The organism is Novacetimonas cocois (assembly GCF_003311635.1).
Lineage (GTDB): Bacteria > Pseudomonadota > Alphaproteobacteria > Acetobacterales > Acetobacteraceae > Novacetimonas > Novacetimonas cocois.
This window is the reverse complement of the sequence record NZ_QEXL01000004.1, coordinates 111,549-125,251: the sequence shown is the minus strand read 5'-3', so window position 1 is coordinate 125,251 and position 13,703 is coordinate 111,549. Positions and strand designations below refer to the sequence as shown.

15 protein-coding genes are annotated in these 13,703 nt (G+C 65.3%); 7 read left to right on the top strand and 8 right to left on the bottom strand.

The genetic code is table 11. The features are described 5' to 3' along the window. Nucleotides 1–78 precede the first annotated feature (78 nt). Nucleotides 79–471 carry a hypothetical protein gene (locus NJLHNGOC_RS04290; protein ID WP_113595323.1) on the top strand — a complete coding sequence of 131 codons (393 nt, stop codon included), beginning with the start codon at nt 79–81 and terminating at the stop codon, nt 469–471. Between the two features lie 62 nt (nt 472–533). Here the strand turns inward: NJLHNGOC_RS04290 and NJLHNGOC_RS04285 are convergent, their stop codons facing one another. The 3 genes from NJLHNGOC_RS04285 to NJLHNGOC_RS04275 all read right to left on the bottom strand — a co-directional run bounded on the left by NJLHNGOC_RS04285 (nt 534) and on the right by NJLHNGOC_RS04275 (nt 2,485). Next, complete coding sequence (locus NJLHNGOC_RS04285) at nt 534–782, bottom strand: hypothetical protein (RefSeq protein WP_113595262.1); 249 nt, start codon at nt 780–782, stop codon at nt 534–536. A 199-nt stretch (nt 783–981) separates the two neighbouring features. After that, a complete protein-coding gene (locus NJLHNGOC_RS04280; RefSeq protein WP_239021323.1) occupies nt 982–1,611 on the bottom strand; it encodes a hypothetical protein in 630 nt (209 codons plus the stop codon). Nucleotides 1,612–1,783: 172 nt separating this feature from the next. Then, on the bottom strand, nt 1,784–2,485 hold the full coding sequence (locus NJLHNGOC_RS04275; RefSeq protein WP_113595321.1) for a YfdX family protein: 702 nt from the start codon (nt 2,483–2,485) through the stop codon (nt 1,784–1,786). Nucleotides 2,486–2,961: 476 nt separating this feature from the next. Here NJLHNGOC_RS04275 and dinB point away from each other — a divergent pair, with 476 nt between their 5' ends. Beyond that, nucleotides 2,962–4,047, top strand: a complete 1,086-nt coding sequence (gene dinB / locus NJLHNGOC_RS04270) for a DNA polymerase IV (protein WP_113595261.1) — start codon at nt 2,962–2,964, stop codon at nt 4,045–4,047. Between the two features lie 28 nt (nt 4,048–4,075). Here the strand turns inward: dinB and NJLHNGOC_RS04265 are convergent, their stop codons facing one another. The 3 genes from NJLHNGOC_RS04265 to NJLHNGOC_RS04255 all read right to left on the bottom strand — a co-directional run bounded on the left by NJLHNGOC_RS04265 (nt 4,076) and on the right by NJLHNGOC_RS04255 (nt 7,087). Then, nucleotides 4,076–4,663, bottom strand: coding sequence for a DUF1643 domain-containing protein (locus NJLHNGOC_RS04265; RefSeq protein ID WP_113595260.1), 588 nt, complete (start codon nt 4,661–4,663; stop codon nt 4,076–4,078). Between the two features lie 136 nt (nt 4,664–4,799). Continuing rightward, nucleotides 4,800–6,089: an NAD(P)/FAD-dependent oxidoreductase gene (locus NJLHNGOC_RS04260; RefSeq protein ID WP_113595259.1), complete on the bottom strand. Its 1,290-nt coding sequence runs from the start codon at nt 6,087–6,089 to the stop codon at nt 4,800–4,802. A 74-nt stretch (nt 6,090–6,163) separates the two neighbouring features. Then, complete coding sequence (locus NJLHNGOC_RS04255) at nt 6,164–7,087, bottom strand: MBL fold metallo-hydrolase (RefSeq protein ID WP_113595258.1); 924 nt, start codon at nt 7,085–7,087, stop codon at nt 6,164–6,166. 94 nt (nt 7,088–7,181) lie between these two features. On the opposite strand from NJLHNGOC_RS04255, the gene NJLHNGOC_RS04250 reads away from it, so the two are divergent. Then, complete coding sequence (locus NJLHNGOC_RS04250; protein ID WP_113595320.1) at nt 7,182–7,856, top strand: peroxiredoxin; 675 nt, start codon at nt 7,182–7,184, stop codon at nt 7,854–7,856. A gap of 361 nt (nt 7,857–8,217) precedes the next feature. Further along, nucleotides 8,218–8,700, top strand: a complete 483-nt coding sequence (gene mntR, locus NJLHNGOC_RS04245; protein WP_110528815.1) for a manganese-binding transcriptional regulator MntR — start codon at nt 8,218–8,220, stop codon at nt 8,698–8,700. A 126-nt stretch (nt 8,701–8,826) separates the two neighbouring features. Here the strand turns inward: mntR and NJLHNGOC_RS04240 are convergent, their stop codons facing one another. Together NJLHNGOC_RS04240 and NJLHNGOC_RS04235 are read right to left on the bottom strand one after the other, a co-directional pair. Continuing rightward, nucleotides 8,827–9,081, bottom strand: coding sequence for a hypothetical protein (locus NJLHNGOC_RS04240; protein WP_110528821.1), 255 nt, complete (start codon nt 9,079–9,081; stop codon nt 8,827–8,829). A gap of 115 nt (nt 9,082–9,196) precedes the next feature. Then, nucleotides 9,197–10,165 (bottom strand): helix-turn-helix domain-containing protein, encoded by a 969-nt coding sequence (locus tag NJLHNGOC_RS04235; protein WP_113595257.1) that lies wholly within the window; start codon nt 10,163–10,165, stop codon nt 9,197–9,199. A 243-nt stretch (nt 10,166–10,408) separates the two neighbouring features. Between NJLHNGOC_RS04235 and NJLHNGOC_RS04230 the strand changes: the two genes are divergently transcribed. From NJLHNGOC_RS04230 to NJLHNGOC_RS04220, 3 genes are all read left to right on the top strand, one after another. Continuing rightward, entirely contained in the window at nt 10,409–11,374 is a 966-nt protein-coding gene (locus NJLHNGOC_RS04230) for a thiamine pyrophosphate-dependent dehydrogenase E1 component subunit alpha (protein ID WP_113595256.1), read from the top strand. 77 nt (nt 11,375–11,451) lie between these two features. Then, a complete protein-coding gene (locus NJLHNGOC_RS04225; protein ID WP_113595255.1) occupies nt 11,452–12,480 on the top strand; it encodes an alpha-ketoacid dehydrogenase subunit beta in 1,029 nt (342 codons plus the stop codon). Nucleotide 12,481: 1 nt separating this feature from the next. Further along, nucleotides 12,482–13,618 (top strand): acetoin dehydrogenase dihydrolipoyllysine-residue acetyltransferase subunit, encoded by a 1,137-nt coding sequence (locus NJLHNGOC_RS04220; protein ID WP_113595254.1) that lies wholly within the window; start codon nt 12,482–12,484, stop codon nt 13,616–13,618. The last annotated feature ends 85 nt before the right edge of the window (nt 13,619–13,703 follow it).

The following is a 13,703-nucleotide window of genomic DNA, read 5'->3' as shown; positions in this document are numbered from 1 at the left end:
AATGGAACAAGGGGTATCTGGATGAAAACCAAGATCAGGACGAATCGGATTCTATGGGCGTTTCCGGCATTCGTGACCATGGCCTGCCTCTCGCTTGCCGGGTGTGAAAGCGTGCGTGACCAGATCGCCGACCGCGAGAACAGCCTCGCGGCGGCAGGGTTTGTCGCGCGTCCCGCGAATACGCCGCAGCGTCAGGAGATGTTGCAGAAGCTGCCGCCGAACCGTTTCCTTCAGAAGCCGTTCGGCGATCATGTTCTCTATATCTACTCTGACCCCAAGGTCTGTAACTGCATCTATGTTGGCAACCAGGCCGCCTATGGCCGGTACCAGTCCTATGTGCAGGCGCAGAACCTTGCGGATCAGCAGCAGATGACCGCGGACATGTATGAAGATGCCTCGTGGAACTGGGGCATGTGGGGCTGGGGCGGTGGACCGGGCTGGGGTCCGGGCTGGGGCGGTGGCTGGTGGTAAGCCGCGCCTGACGATGCCCTCTTGCCGCGTGTCTTTCCTCCGGGGACGGCGGCGGCCGGGACCTATTTCAGGCGATGGTCGGCATAGACGATCATCTGCCACACTTCCTGCGTGCCAAGGCGGTGGGGATGGGCATGGATGGGCGGCAGGAGCTGCCCTTCGCTTGCGGCGATTTCGAACCCGCAGCCGACGCAGCGGTAGATACCCGAATGTGGCGCAGGAGTACGGGGATGGTGCAGCCGGTCGAATTCCGGGTCGGTCCATGCCGTTATGAACTGCGAAGACTGGTACAGCGCCATTCGGATCTCCATGCGTTACGTCCTGGCGAAAACGGGGACACCCTGCCGACAGGGGCGTGACTGGATGTGAATGTGCCAGAAGAATAACGGTTTGTCGCCATGACGATTATGCGTCCCTGCGGCCATCCGCATGACCGGCGCGGTTGTGCGGATCAGGGATCGGACGCGGGGACCGGCAGGAAAGATCTGCCGGGTAAATCAGTCGGGAAAATCAGTCGTCCGAATGAAGGGTGATGGACTGTTCGATATCGGATGTCACGATACCGTTCAGCCCCCCATGCGCCGCAATCCACTGGAACAGGTCCGGATCCGTGGCGAATGTCGGGTCGAAGTGCGTGCCCTGCACGCTGCCATAGGCCTGGAAATAGACATGGGGATCGGCCGGGATGTGATCGGCGGTCCATGTCCAGTCGGCCGAAAGGACAGCCTGCGCGGTGACGGTGGCGCAGGGACGGGCGGCGGTCAGCACGGCGGGGGCACTGGTCATAACGGCGGCTTCGGGGCGGTGATATCCCTTGTCGCCCCCGATATCTTCCATCTGCAACGCGCGCCTGCGCTGTTCCTCCCCCGGTGGCAGGCCACGCCAGCCATTGCCGTAAGGGGCGGCATGCGCCTCGTCCAGCGGATCGTCGGCGGGGCCGAAGGCATGGCCGGCGTAATTGAAGACCGTGCCGCCGGGCACCGTGATCGAATCGAAATGCGGGGCATTGGGTGCGGGATCCATCGCCATGACGCGGCGGTCCACGCAGATATGGATGTCGCCCCCCCATGCAAAAGGCGCGGAGAGGGCAGCCATGCCGGTCATGATCCCGGCCATCCCCGCCATGACGACGAATCGCATAATTCAGGTTCCTGCGGACATGCATGCGACCGGGTCGCCGGGTCCATGATGGCCTGACCGCCCGGGTCCGCATTCCACGTGACCGTGGCTGGAAACCCGGGCGTAAAGGGGCGGTTCCATGCCTTTCGACATGCGCGTCGACAGGCGCGGAACCGCCGGTAACGGGGCTGCCTTACTTGCTTTTGGCGGCCTTGCCACCCTTGGCCCCAGCAGGGGCGTCAGGGGTTTCCACCATGTCCTCGGACACGAAACGGACCGCGTTCTGGGCATCGGCCAGCGCCGCGTCCGCGCCCTTGGTGTCCTTGCCCGCCAGCAGGTTGGACGCGCGGTACACGTCGTCGGAGCTGGCCTGCAGCGGTGCCACGGCCAGGACGAAGTCAACGTCCACCGCCGCGACCTGCAGGTTCTGGCTGGCCTGCGCGGTCTGGCCCTTGTTCAGGCTGGAGTTGGCGGCTGCGACCGCCGTTCCCTTGCTGGAGGTCGGCTCCAGATCCTCGGTCACGATGTATTCGCCATCAACCGGCAGCCACGCGACAGGCTGCGTGCTGGGGGCGGCGGACGGGGCGGGCGCGCCGGCGGGGGTCTTCTTGGGCTGCGACAGCTGCGATTCGGCCTTCATGAACACGCGGTTGTCGGTCTTGGCGCGGGTAAAGGCATGGCTGGCATCGGTCAGCAGCTTCGCCGCGCCGGCGCTGTCATTGTTGGCCAGGGCGGTGCGGGCCATCGCGATGTCGTCGAACGCGCGGCTGCCGTCGATCGACAGCTTGGTGAAGTCGCGGTTGACCGCACGCGTGTTGGACGGCGTGGCCGATGCAACGCCGGTCGCGGCACCCAGCATCAGCAGCGAGGCAGACAGAAGTCCAATTTTTTTCATTTCCATGACCCTCTGAAAATATTTGGATGACATGATTACCCGCAAACCTTCGCAACAATAAGGTAGGCACGTGCATCCCCGCTCCTCTCCCATCGCATGTCAATAGGGTGACAGGCGGGTAATTTCATGTGTCCACGCATTTTTCGGGCATGAACGGGAGGCTGGCATCGTGAAATCCGGTATGCCCGATCGGGCGGCCTGCGCTAGAATGGCTGCGTTTCGTTCCGTCTGGGAACGAAGATGACAGAACTGAGGAACTCTACCTATGTCCGAATGTACGACGAAGTGCCCGTCCAAGTCCCCCTGCCTTAAGGGCATCCTGGCGCTTGGGGCGATCGCCGGGCTTGTCTTCTTCTTCGTCAAGAAAAAGAAGTGCAACGGCTGATTGAACGATCCGTGACGTGGCCGTGGCCCCCCGGGGTTGCGGCGCGTCGCGTCCACCCGGCCCATGACGGGCCTGCCTGTCGCGGGTATCCATGACGCAGGCGCCGGACATGCGCCGGATCATCCATGTGGACATGGATGCCTTCTATGCCTCGGTGGAACAGCGCGACAATCCCGCCCTGCGGGGGCGTCCCGTCGCCGTGGGCGGCGACCGGCAGCGTGGCGTGGTTGCCGCCGCCAGTTACGAGGCCCGGCGGTTCGGTGTCCGTTCGGCCATGCCGTCCGTGACCGCCCGCCGCAAATGTCCCGACCTGATTTTCGTGCCGCCGCGCTTTGACGTGTATCGGGCGGTTTCGGCACAGATTCACCGGATTTTCGCCCGCTATACCCTGCTGATACAGCCGCTTTCGCTGGATGAGGCCTATCTGGACGTGACGCGGCCGCTGCTGGTGCGCGGTTCGGCCACCCGGATCGCGCATGAAATCCGCGCCGCCATCAGGGAGGAGACCGGGCTGACCGCCTCTGCCGGGGTGTCATACAACAAGTTTCTGGCCAAGCTGGCCTCCGACTATCGCAAGCCCGATGGCCTGCATGTCATCACGCCGGGGCAGGGGGCGGATTTCGTCGCCGATCTGGGGGTGGAGCAGTTCCATGGCATCGGTCCCGCCACGGCGGCGCGCATGCACGCGCTGGGCATCCATACCGGCCGCGACCTGCGGGCGCGGGACCTGACATACCTGACCCGGCATTTCGGAAAGGTCGCCTCCTTCTATCACGGCGTCGCGCGGGGGATCGACCATCGCCCGGTGGAGCCCGATCGCCCGCGCAAGTCGCTGGGCACGGAAAGGACGTTCGAGCGCGACCTGTATGAATGGGCCGACATGGCCGGGCCGGTTTCCGAGATGTGCCAGCGCGTCTGGCATGGCTGCGAACGGCGCGACATCACCGGCCGGACGGTGACGCTCAAGGTCAAGTACAACGACTTCCGGCAGATCGTGCGCGCCTGCACGCTGATGGAGGCCGTGGCCTCGGCAGAGGAACTCCATGCCCATGCGCGCGGACTGCTGCGCGGATGTATTCCGCCCGAACGCGGCATCCGCCTGCTGGGCGTCACGCTGTCCACCCTCGTCCCGCGCGCGCAGGCCGGGGCGCGCCAGCTTGCCCTTGCGCTGGAATGACGCAGGGGGCCAGCGCGGGGCGCGGAACTCAGTCCGGGGTAAGCGTATCGACGGGCGGCAGCAGCGTCGGCCGCAGGTCGGCAGGCAGGTAGAGGGGGTGTTCGGGCCGCCGCGCGCGACTGCTCAGCCGCAGGACATATACCGCGATCCCGGCCTGCTGCAGCATGCGCACCACCTGCGTCCCGCGTTCCCGCAGGGCGGGATAGCGCGGCGATCCATAGGCCGCGATCACCATGTCGGCCCGGCGCGCCATGTCGAGGAGGTAGTGGTCATTTTCCGGCCCGACCGGGTCCGGCACCTCCATCAGGCGGGTCTGGTCGGTGCAGCGGTAGGCGAAGGTGTTGCCCACGAAAATCGACCCGTATCCCCATGCCCGCGCGTACCGCTGGCACTTGGCAACCGTGCGGTCGTCGCCTTCTTCCGTCGCGACGGAGGGGTTCATCATCAGCCACATCACGGCGGGCCGCGCCGGGTCCCATGTGCGCGTCAGGGTATAGCGGTAGCATTTGCCCGGCCCGCCATAGATGGCGTGGCTGACCACGTCATCGGACAGGCGCAGCGGACGGGAACTGCCGACATGATGGGTGATGGGGGCGGGGGTGGATGTTTTCTTCATGACCGCCGCTTCATACGCCGCTTTTACGTCCGATGCATCATCGGTCGCGGCATATGATGCGTCGTGTCCGTCAATGGCAGGGACGCCCGCTCCCGTTATTGCATCACGCGGGGGAGCGGCGCGGCCTGCGGAAGGCTCAGCTCTTGGAGGTGAGGGGGCGCGGTTCGACCATCAGTTCGCGACCCTTGAGCATCCCGTCCCAGTACAGCAGCGGCATGACATATTCCTTCAGCAGCCATGCCAGGTGCGTCGGACGACGGCCGTCGAGCAGCCATGTCGGCAGGGTCGGCTCCAGCTTGCCGCCATAGCCGAATTCCGCCAGCACGATCTTGCCGCGTTCCACCGTCAGCGGGCATGCGCCATAGCCGTCATAGTCCGCCACCATCGGGCGTCCCTCCAGCGCGGCCAGCGCATTGACGGCCACGATTGGGGCCTGCTTGCGCACGGCGGCCGCCGTCTTGGCGTTCGACGTGCCTGCGATATCGCCCAGCGCGAAGATGTCGTCATACTTGACATGGCGCAGCGTGGCGGGGTCCACCGCGACAAACCCGTCCTTGCCCGCCAGCGGGCTGTTGCGGATGACATCTGGCGCGCGCTGCGGCGGGACGGCATGCAGCATCGCGAACTCCACCTCGCTGCGGGAGGTGGCGCCATCCGCCCCGACGTTGGAGAAGGTGGCGACCTGACGCGCGCCATCAACGGCGACAAGGTTGGATTTCAGCTGCAGGTCGATGCGGTAACGCTCGATATATTCCATCAGCGCGGGGACATAGTCCTTGACCCCGAACAGGCTGGGTGTCGCGGTATGGAATGACACGGCGATGTTGTCGGAAATGCCGCGACGTCGCCACGCATCGCATGCCAGGTACATGGCCTTCTGCGGCGCGCCCGCGCACTTGATGGGCATGGGCGGCTGGGTAAAGACCGCGTTGCCGCGCCCCAGCGTCTGGACCAGCTGCCATGTATAGGGCGCAAGGTCATAGCGGTAGTTGGAGGTGACGCCATTGCGTCCCAGCGTTTCCGAAAGGCCCTCGACCGCGTCCCAGTCCAGCATGATGCCGGTGGCGACGATCAGGATGCCGTAACGCACCGACGACCCGTTCGACAGGTGGACAAGGTGGCTGTCGGGCTCGAACCCCGTGGCGGCGGCCTGGATCCAGTCCGCGCCCGCCGGGATCAGCTTCTTTTCCGACCGCCGCGTCTGCGACTGCTTGAAGACGCCGCCACCCACCAGCGTCCAGCCCGGCTGATAGAAATGCGACCCTGACGGTTCGACAATGGCGACGGTAATGCCCGGCTTGCGCTTGAGGATGCTTGCCGCCGTGGAAATGCCGGCAGCCCCGCCACCGATGATGGCGATGTCATAGGTCAGGCCCCGCGCGCTGGAGGTCAGGGAAGGAGCGGAGGGAGCGGGGGTGTCGTTCATGTCTGGCTATCTCCTTGATAACGAAAGGGTGGCGGTATCTTTAGTCTGGCGTTATGGCAGGAATGGGCCGCGCATCACACGCGGTCAATCGGGATCTTGATATAACGGGTGCCGTTTTCCTCGGCCTCCGGCAGGTGGCCGCCACGCATGTTCACCTGGACCGAGGGCATCAGCAGGCCGGGCATCGACAGCGTCGCGTCGCGGCCCGTCCGCATGGCGACGAATTCGTCCTCGCCCACGCCGTCATGGACATGGACGTTATGTTCGCGTTCCGCCCCGACGGTGGTTTCCCATGCGAACGTGTCGCGTCCCGGCGCCTTGTAATCATGGCACAGGAACAGCCGGGTCCGCGCCGGCAGCGACAGCAGCCGGCGTATGGAACGGTACAGCGCGCGCGCGTCCCCGCCGGGGAAATCGGCGCGCGCCGTGCCGTAATCGGGCATGAACAGCGTATCGCCGATGAACGCCGCATCCCCGATGACATACGCCATGTCGGCAGGCGTATGGCCCGGCACATGCAACGCGATGGCGGGGATGGAGCCGAGCATGAACGTCTCCCCGTCATGGAACAGGTGGTCGAACTGCGACCCGTCGCGCGCGAAGCGGGTCCCGGCATTGAACAGCTTGCCGAAAATGTCCTGCACCCGGACGATGTCCGCCCCGATCGCCAGCTTTCCACCCAGCTGTTCCTGGATCCACGGGGCGGCCGACAGGTGGTCGGCATGGACATGCGTTTCCAGCAGCCATTCCAGTTTCAGGTCGTGGCCGCGCACGTAATCCACGATTTCCTGCGCAAGGTGGTGACCGGTCCGTCCCGCCGCCGGATCGTATTCCATCACGCTGTCGATGACGGCCGCCGCGCGCGTGGCGGGATCATGGACGACGTGGGTCGCCGTGAAGGTCGCCCTGTCAAAAAAAGTCTTTACGACCGGCACCTTGTCGGACGTCAGGGCCGTTAGAACCTGATGTGCGGCGGCGGTGATGACTGGATCTGACATGGTCTTGTCTTCACGATAGTTTAAAAATTACATAATAAATGTATGTTGACGGACATCTTGCGTCAAGATGCAGTAGATGCAAAAGGGGCAGACAATGAACGATGGCACTCCTTCTTCCGTTTCCAACGTCACGGCACGGCATCCGTTGCGTATTGGCGACCCGGCCCCGGATTTTCAGGCCCGCACTAGCCAGGGGGAAATGCGCCTGGCCGATTTCCGCGGGAAATGGCTGCTGTTTTTCTCCCACCCCGCGGATTTCACGCCCGTCTGCACCAGCGAGTTCATGGCGCTGGCGCGTGAATATCCCCGGTTCGAGGCCATGGGATGTGCCCTGATGGGCCTGTCGGTGGACAGCCTGTATTCCCACCTTGCATGGCTGGAGGCGATTCGCGCCCGCTTCGGCGTGGAGGTCCCCTTTCCCGTGGTAGAGGACCCGTCCATGGCGGTGGGGCATGCGTACGGCATGCTGTCGGCCGACGCGCATGACAGCGCCACGGTGCGCGCCACCTATTTCATCGACCCGACCGGGATCGTGCGCGCGATCATCTGGTATCCCATGTCGGTGGGGCGTTCGGTGGACGAACTGCTGCGGCTGCTCGCCGCGCTCCAGCGTTCGGCGGATGGCGATGTCATGACGCCGGAGGGATGGCGCCCCGGCGGCGACGTGCTGGGCCCCGTTCCCATGACGCAGGCGCAGATGCGCGACAGCGATGCATCCGGCTGCTGGTTCTACCCCATCCGACCCGACAGCCGCGCCCCGCGCGGGTAAGGGACGGCATGCAGGCGACGTCCGGTCATGTCCTGACGTCGGGCTGCATGAACCATCGTCCCGGCATTGCAGCACCCGGCCATCCCGTACGGGCGGCGCGGAGGCGCCCCGTCGCGCCGGTCATTGGGATGGGACGGGTGGGGCCAGCACGCGCCGTGCGCCATGTCGCCGGATGCCGGGCCATCCCCCATGTCCGTGGGACAGCCATCTGCAATCCATACCGATATCGGTGCCCCGTCGTGCGTCGTGACGGACGGGCAGGGAATTGAGGGGCGGGGAAACTGCTGTATAAGTCATATCAATGATGTCCACGTCCGGCCGCCCGTATCCTCCCCGTTCCGATATCCAGGAGACGCATAGCATGAGGCGCAGAAAACCTGGCTGCATGCCTGATCCCCGGACCCAGTCGGCGGGATTCGAGCAGGCACGCCAGTCACGCAAGACCGCCCTGGTGGAGGATTACGTCGAACTGATCGCCGACCTGCTGCATGAGGGGCAGGAGGCGCGTCAGGTCGACATCGCGCAGCGTCTGGGCGTATCGCAGCCAACGGTGGCCAAGATGCTGTGCCGGCTGGAGGCGGACGGCCTTGTCACGCGCCGCCCCTATCGCGGCATCTTCCTGACCGAGGCGGGGGAGAAGATGGCCGCCGACAGCCAGGCGCGCCACCATATCGTGGAAACCTTCCTGCGCGCGCTGGGCATCAGCGAGAAGAACGCCAGCATCGACGCCGAGGGGATGGAACATTACGTGGGCGAGGAAACGCTCGCTGCCTTTGAACGCGCGATCCGCGCGGGCGTTGCGGACTTCATGCTGGCGCACGACCCGTGCGACAACCGCGAATGATCCACCCGCCCGGTTCCGTTTGCAAAAGCGCCTGAAAACAGCCTGCCGATAAAGGATAGCAAAAGTTTCCGGGTGTCGTCTTTTTGAAGCTTTTTGCAAAAAGCTTCATCAAAAACTTTTATGATTTCAGGGCAGGGGCATGTATTCGTCGTCGATATAGTTGGGCGGCCCGCCATCCAGCCCCTGCGCCGCAAATCCGTCATTATCCGGCCCGTAATACGCCCCCATCCCCATCTGGGTCTGGTTCCAGTCATTGTCCGCGATGGGCGGCCCGTCAGGCCCGGTCAGCCCCATGTTGTAAGGACCATCCCCGCCCGTGGCGCAGGCCGACAGCAGCCCCGTCGCAACGGCCAGCGTCGCCAGCCTGATCGGAAACGTCATTTCGCATCACTCCCTTGCCGCCCGATCATAACGCTTCCGCACGGTTCGGGGGAGGGGTGCGCGCACAGACCGCCCCTGCGTGACGGGCGCGGACGCAGGGGGCCAAGAAGAGGTATCAGTGACAGGGCTGCGTGGCCGGCGGGCCGAGCATGCGCAGCTTGCGATGCAGGGTGGAGCGGCTGATCCCCAGGATCCGCGCCGCGACCGCGACCTTTCCCCGTGCGGTGGCCAGCGCGGAACGGATCGCCATCTTCTGCGCGTGGCGCAGGCCGCCTTCGGCTTCGTCCTCGGCCGTGTCGTCAAGCAGGCAGAAATTGAGGTCCTGCGCCGGGGCGATGCCCATATGGACGCGCGCGGCATGCGTCGCGCCCACCACGACGCGTTCGCCATCCAGCGCGATCATGGGCACCGATCCGTCCGTCCCTTCGCCCAGCAGCATGATCGCATGTCCCCGGTACAGGTCCATGAAGGCCGCGCGTTCGATCCGCCGCGCCGCCTGCGTCACGGTCGCGGCGATCAGCGCGATTTCCCGCCCGTCATCGCTGGGGTGAAAGGAACTGGCGTTGACCACCCCCGCCACGCGGCCCAGCGCGTCATGCACCGGGGTTGCCACGCACGCCAGCCCGCGCAGGGCGGTGCGCCAGTGCTGCGCGCCATGGACCGCGACGCTCCGCCCTTCGGCAAGGCTGGTGCCCACGGCATTCGTGCCCTCCCGCGCTTCGTTCCAGATCGCGCCGGGCCACAGGCACCATCGGCGGCAACCCCGGCGCTGGTCTGTCTCGATCCGGTGGGTCAGGACAACGCCATCGGCATCGGCCAGCAGCGTCGCATATCCCAGCGGCGACAGCATGGCCCGCAGCTGGTCCATGGCCGTTTCCGCATGGCGCAGCACCTTCCCCGCCCGCTGGCAGCACTGGCGCAGTTCGGCGCCGCACAACACGGGCGGCATGTGGGATGCAAAGGGGTCGAGGCCGTGGTCATGGCCGCACCGGCGCCACGAGGCATCCAGTCCCGACGCGTCCGGTCCCGGCGTGGCGGACTGGTCGGGGGAATGGTGGGACAGCGGATGGGGAAATGGGGGCATGCAGCGCCTTTTTTCGGAACAGTTGGTACGCGCGATGCCGCCTTAACCCCGGTCGGAGTGTCGCGTTTCGCGACACTCCGGACACGGCGCGTCACATGGGCGTGAAAGCGTGACGGCCATCCTTGTTCCGGTGATGCCGGTGGCGCTGTGGTGGCGGCGTGCCCGGTCGCGCCGCTGCGTGCCGCCGGGCCGGATACGAAATCCCGGATATGAACATCCGTGGCTGGAACAGGGAAAATACCCATGCAAATAGCGCGGGAAACGCTGCTGCGCTCCTATCGTGCAATGCGCACCATCCGCATGTTCGAGGAACGCCTGCATGTCGAATTCGCAACCGGCGGGATCCCCGGTTTCGTCCACCTGTATTGTGGCGAGGAAGCATCCGGCGTTGGCGTATGCGCCAACCTGACCGACAGTGACACGATCGCCAGCACCCATCGCGGCCATGGCCACTGCATCGCCAAGGGCGTGGGCGTCGCGGGGATGATGGCCGAAATCTATGGCCGCAGCACCGGCGTGTGCCGTGGCAAGGGCGGGTCGATGCATATTGCCGACCTGACGCGCGGGATGCTTGGCGCCAATGGCATCGTCGGTGGCGGCCCGCCGCTGATCTGCGGCGCGGCGCTGTCGCACAGGACGCTGCGCAATGGCGCGGTGGCCGTGGCGTTCTATGGCGACGGGGCCTCGAACGAGGGATCGACGCTCGAAAGCCTCAACCTCGCTTCCGTATGGAAACTGCCCGCCGTCTTCGTGGTGGAGGACAATGGCTATGGCGAGGCGACGGGCGCGTCGTATGCCTGCGCCGGAACGCAGAAGGCGCGCGCGGCGGCATTCGGCATGCCGTATGTCGAATGCGACGGATCCGACTATTTCGCCGTGCATCAGGCGGCGGCAGAGGTCATCGCCCATGCGCGCGGCGGCAACGGACCGGCGATGCTGCATGTCCACCTTGAACGCTGGTACGGGCATTTCGAGGGCGACGCCATGACCTATCGCGCCGCGGGCGAGGTGGCGGAGGCCCGGCGCGATCGTGACTGCCTTGCGCTGTTTCGCGACCGCGTGACGCAGGCCGCCCTGCTGGAAGCATCGGCCCTGGATGAAATCGACGCGGCCGTTGCCGACGAAATCGAAAGCGCGGTCCTGCAGGCCAGGGCGGATCCGCTGCCGCAGCCGTCGGACCTGCTGGCTGATGTGTATGTGCGCTACTGATCGCGATCACGCGCGATCGGCAGGGGAGCATTATCCCGGAAGCATTGTTCGGGAACCATTGTCCGAAAGAACGAAGAATGAGCAGAAAAAGCTTTCGACAGGCCATTAACGAGGCCATGCGTCTGGAAATGCGGCGCGATCCGAACGTCATCATCATGGGCGAGGACGTGGCCGGTGGCCGTGGCGGTTCCGCCGGGATCAAAGATGCCTGGGGCGGCGTGCTGGGCGTGACCAAGGGACTGCTGGAGGAATTCGGGGAGGAGCGGGTCCTCGACACCCCGATTACCGAGGCCTCGTATATCGGTGCTGCGGCGGGGGCCGCGATGACGGGGCTGCGTCCCGTGGCCGAACTGATGTTCGTCGATTTCGTCGGCTGCTGTCTGGACCAGATCATGAACCAGACGGCCAAGTTCCGCTACATGTTCGGCGGAAAGGCGCGCACGCCGCTGGTGATCCGCGCGATGTATGGCGCGGGCTTCAACGCCGCGGCACAGCACAGCCAGGCGCTGTATCCGCTGTTTACCCACATCCCCGGCCTGAAGGTGGTCATCCCGTCCTCCCCCTATGAGGCGAAGGGCCTGCTGATCGAGGCGATCCGCGATGATGATCCCGTCATCTTCCTTGAAAACAAGGTCATGTATGACGAGGAGGAAGACGTCCCGGACGAGGCCTATACCATTCCGTTCGGCGAGGCGAACCTGACGCGCGAGGGCGCGGATGTCACCATCGTCGCCTTTGGCCGCATGGTCGGCCTTGCCAATCAGGCGGCGGACCGTCTGGAACGCCAGGGCATCGGCTGCACGGTCATCGACCCGCGCACGACCTCGCCGCTGGATCGCGACACGATCCTTGAATGCGTGGCGGACACCGGGCGTCTGGTGATCGTCGATGAATCCAGCCCGCGCTGCAACATGGCGACCGACATCGCGGCCCTGGTGGCGGAGGAGGCGTTCGATGCCCTGCGCGCGCCGATTCGTCGCGTGGTGCCGCCCCATACCCCCGTGCCCTTCGCGACGGTGCTTGAAAGCCTCTATCTTCCCAGCGTGGAGAAAATCGAGGCCGCCGTCACATCGGTCATGAACACGCGCGTTACGGAGAAAGCCTGACATGGCAAGCGAAATCACAGCCATCACCATGCCGAAATTCGGCCTTGCGATGACCGAGGGCAAGATCGCCGGATGGATGATCGCCCCCGGCGCGAAGGTTCAGGCGGGCGAGGAACTGGTTGATATCGAAACGTCGAAGATCACGAATGCGTTTGAAAGCCCGGTGTCGGGCACCCTGCGCCGGCAGGTCGCGTCCAATGGCGAAACGCTGCCGGTTGGCGCGCTGATCGCGGTGGTGGCGGATGCATCGGTGCCCGATGCGGAAATCGACGCGTTCATCACCCGGTTCCAGTCCGAGTTTTCCGAGGCCAGCGGCCCGGCCGAGGCCGCGGGCGCTTCGGCGGAGCCTGTCCTTGTAACGGTGGGTACACACACGCTGCGGGTGCATGAGCTGGGCGGTGGCGACGCAACGCCGCTGGTGCTGGTGCATGGCTTTGGCGGTGATCTGAAAAACTGGATGTTCAACCATGCGGCGCTGTCGCACGCGCGGCGGGTCATTGCCTTTGACCTGCCGGGACATGGCGGATCGTCAAAGGACGTGGGGCCGGGCACGCTGAAATTCTTTGCCGACGTGACGGCGCAGCTGCTGGATCACCTGAACCTGTCGCGGGTGCATGTGATGGGCCATTCGCTGGGGGGCGGGGTCGCGCTGACGCTGGCGCGCGATGTGCCACAGCGCGTGGCCTCGCTGTCGCTGATCGCGCCCGCCGGGCTGGGGCCGCAGATCAACATGGCGTTCATCAACGGCTTTATCGAGGCGGATCGCGCGCGCGCCATGCAGGACGTGCTGAAATACCTTGTGCATGACAAGTCGCTGATCGGGCGGCGCATGGTCGATGACGTCCTGCGCTACACGCGCCTCGATGGCGTGCAGGCCGCGTTGCGGACGGTGGCGGCCGCGTGTTTCCCCGACGGCAGGCAGGGGGACGACCTGCGCGACGTGCTGGAGACGACGCAGATTCCCGCGACCCTGATGTGGGGGGCGGCGGACGAGATCCTGCCCGCGACGCAGGGCGATGGCCTGCTGCCGGATGGCGCGCGCCACGGCTTTGGCGATATCGGGCACATGCCGCAGCTGGAATGCGCCTCCGACGTCAATGGCATTGTCGGGACGTTCCTGGAACGCCACGATGGCTGAGATACCAACGCGTAAGATATTGGCGTGCGGTAGCTCACCCATCCGGTGATGGCACGGGTGCAATCCGTGGAAGGGGATGCGGGGA

Excerpts from the sequence above, each read along its gene's own strand:
- NJLHNGOC_RS04290 (WP_113595323.1), top strand. The coding sequence starts at position 79 with ATGGCCTGCCTCTCGCTTGCCGGGTGTGAAAGCGTGCGTGACCAGATC.
- NJLHNGOC_RS04285 (WP_113595262.1), bottom strand. The coding sequence starts at position 782 with ATGGAGATCCGAATGGCGCTGTACCAGTCTTCGCAGTTCATAACGGCA.
- NJLHNGOC_RS04280 (WP_239021323.1), bottom strand. The coding sequence starts at position 1,611 with ATGCGATTCGTCGTCATGGCGGGGATGGCCGGGATCATGACCGGCATG.
- NJLHNGOC_RS04275 (WP_113595321.1), bottom strand. The coding sequence starts at position 2,485 with ATGAAAAAAATTGGACTTCTGTCTGCCTCGCTGCTGATGCTGGGTGCC.
- dinB (WP_113595261.1), top strand. The coding sequence starts at position 2,962 with ATGACGCAGGCGCCGGACATGCGCCGGATCATCCATGTGGACATGGAT.
- NJLHNGOC_RS04265 (WP_113595260.1), bottom strand. The coding sequence starts at position 4,663 with ATGAAGAAAACATCCACCCCCGCCCCCATCACCCATCATGTCGGCAGT.
- NJLHNGOC_RS04260 (WP_113595259.1), bottom strand. The coding sequence starts at position 6,089 with ATGAACGACACCCCCGCTCCCTCCGCTCCTTCCCTGACCTCCAGCGCG.
- NJLHNGOC_RS04255 (WP_113595258.1), bottom strand. The coding sequence starts at position 7,087 with ATGTCAGATCCAGTCATCACCGCCGCCGCACATCAGGTTCTAACGGCC.
- NJLHNGOC_RS04250 (WP_113595320.1), top strand. The coding sequence starts at position 7,182 with ATGAACGATGGCACTCCTTCTTCCGTTTCCAACGTCACGGCACGGCAT.
- mntR (WP_110528815.1), top strand. The coding sequence starts at position 8,218 with ATGAGGCGCAGAAAACCTGGCTGCATGCCTGATCCCCGGACCCAGTCG.
- NJLHNGOC_RS04240 (WP_110528821.1), bottom strand. The coding sequence starts at position 9,081 with ATGACGTTTCCGATCAGGCTGGCGACGCTGGCCGTTGCGACGGGGCTG.
- NJLHNGOC_RS04235 (WP_113595257.1), bottom strand. The coding sequence starts at position 10,165 with ATGCCCCCATTTCCCCATCCGCTGTCCCACCATTCCCCCGACCAGTCC.
- NJLHNGOC_RS04230 (WP_113595256.1), top strand. The coding sequence starts at position 10,409 with ATGCAAATAGCGCGGGAAACGCTGCTGCGCTCCTATCGTGCAATGCGC.
- NJLHNGOC_RS04225 (WP_113595255.1), top strand. The coding sequence starts at position 11,452 with ATGAGCAGAAAAAGCTTTCGACAGGCCATTAACGAGGCCATGCGTCTG.
- NJLHNGOC_RS04220 (WP_113595254.1), top strand. The coding sequence starts at position 12,482 with ATGGCAAGCGAAATCACAGCCATCACCATGCCGAAATTCGGCCTTGCG.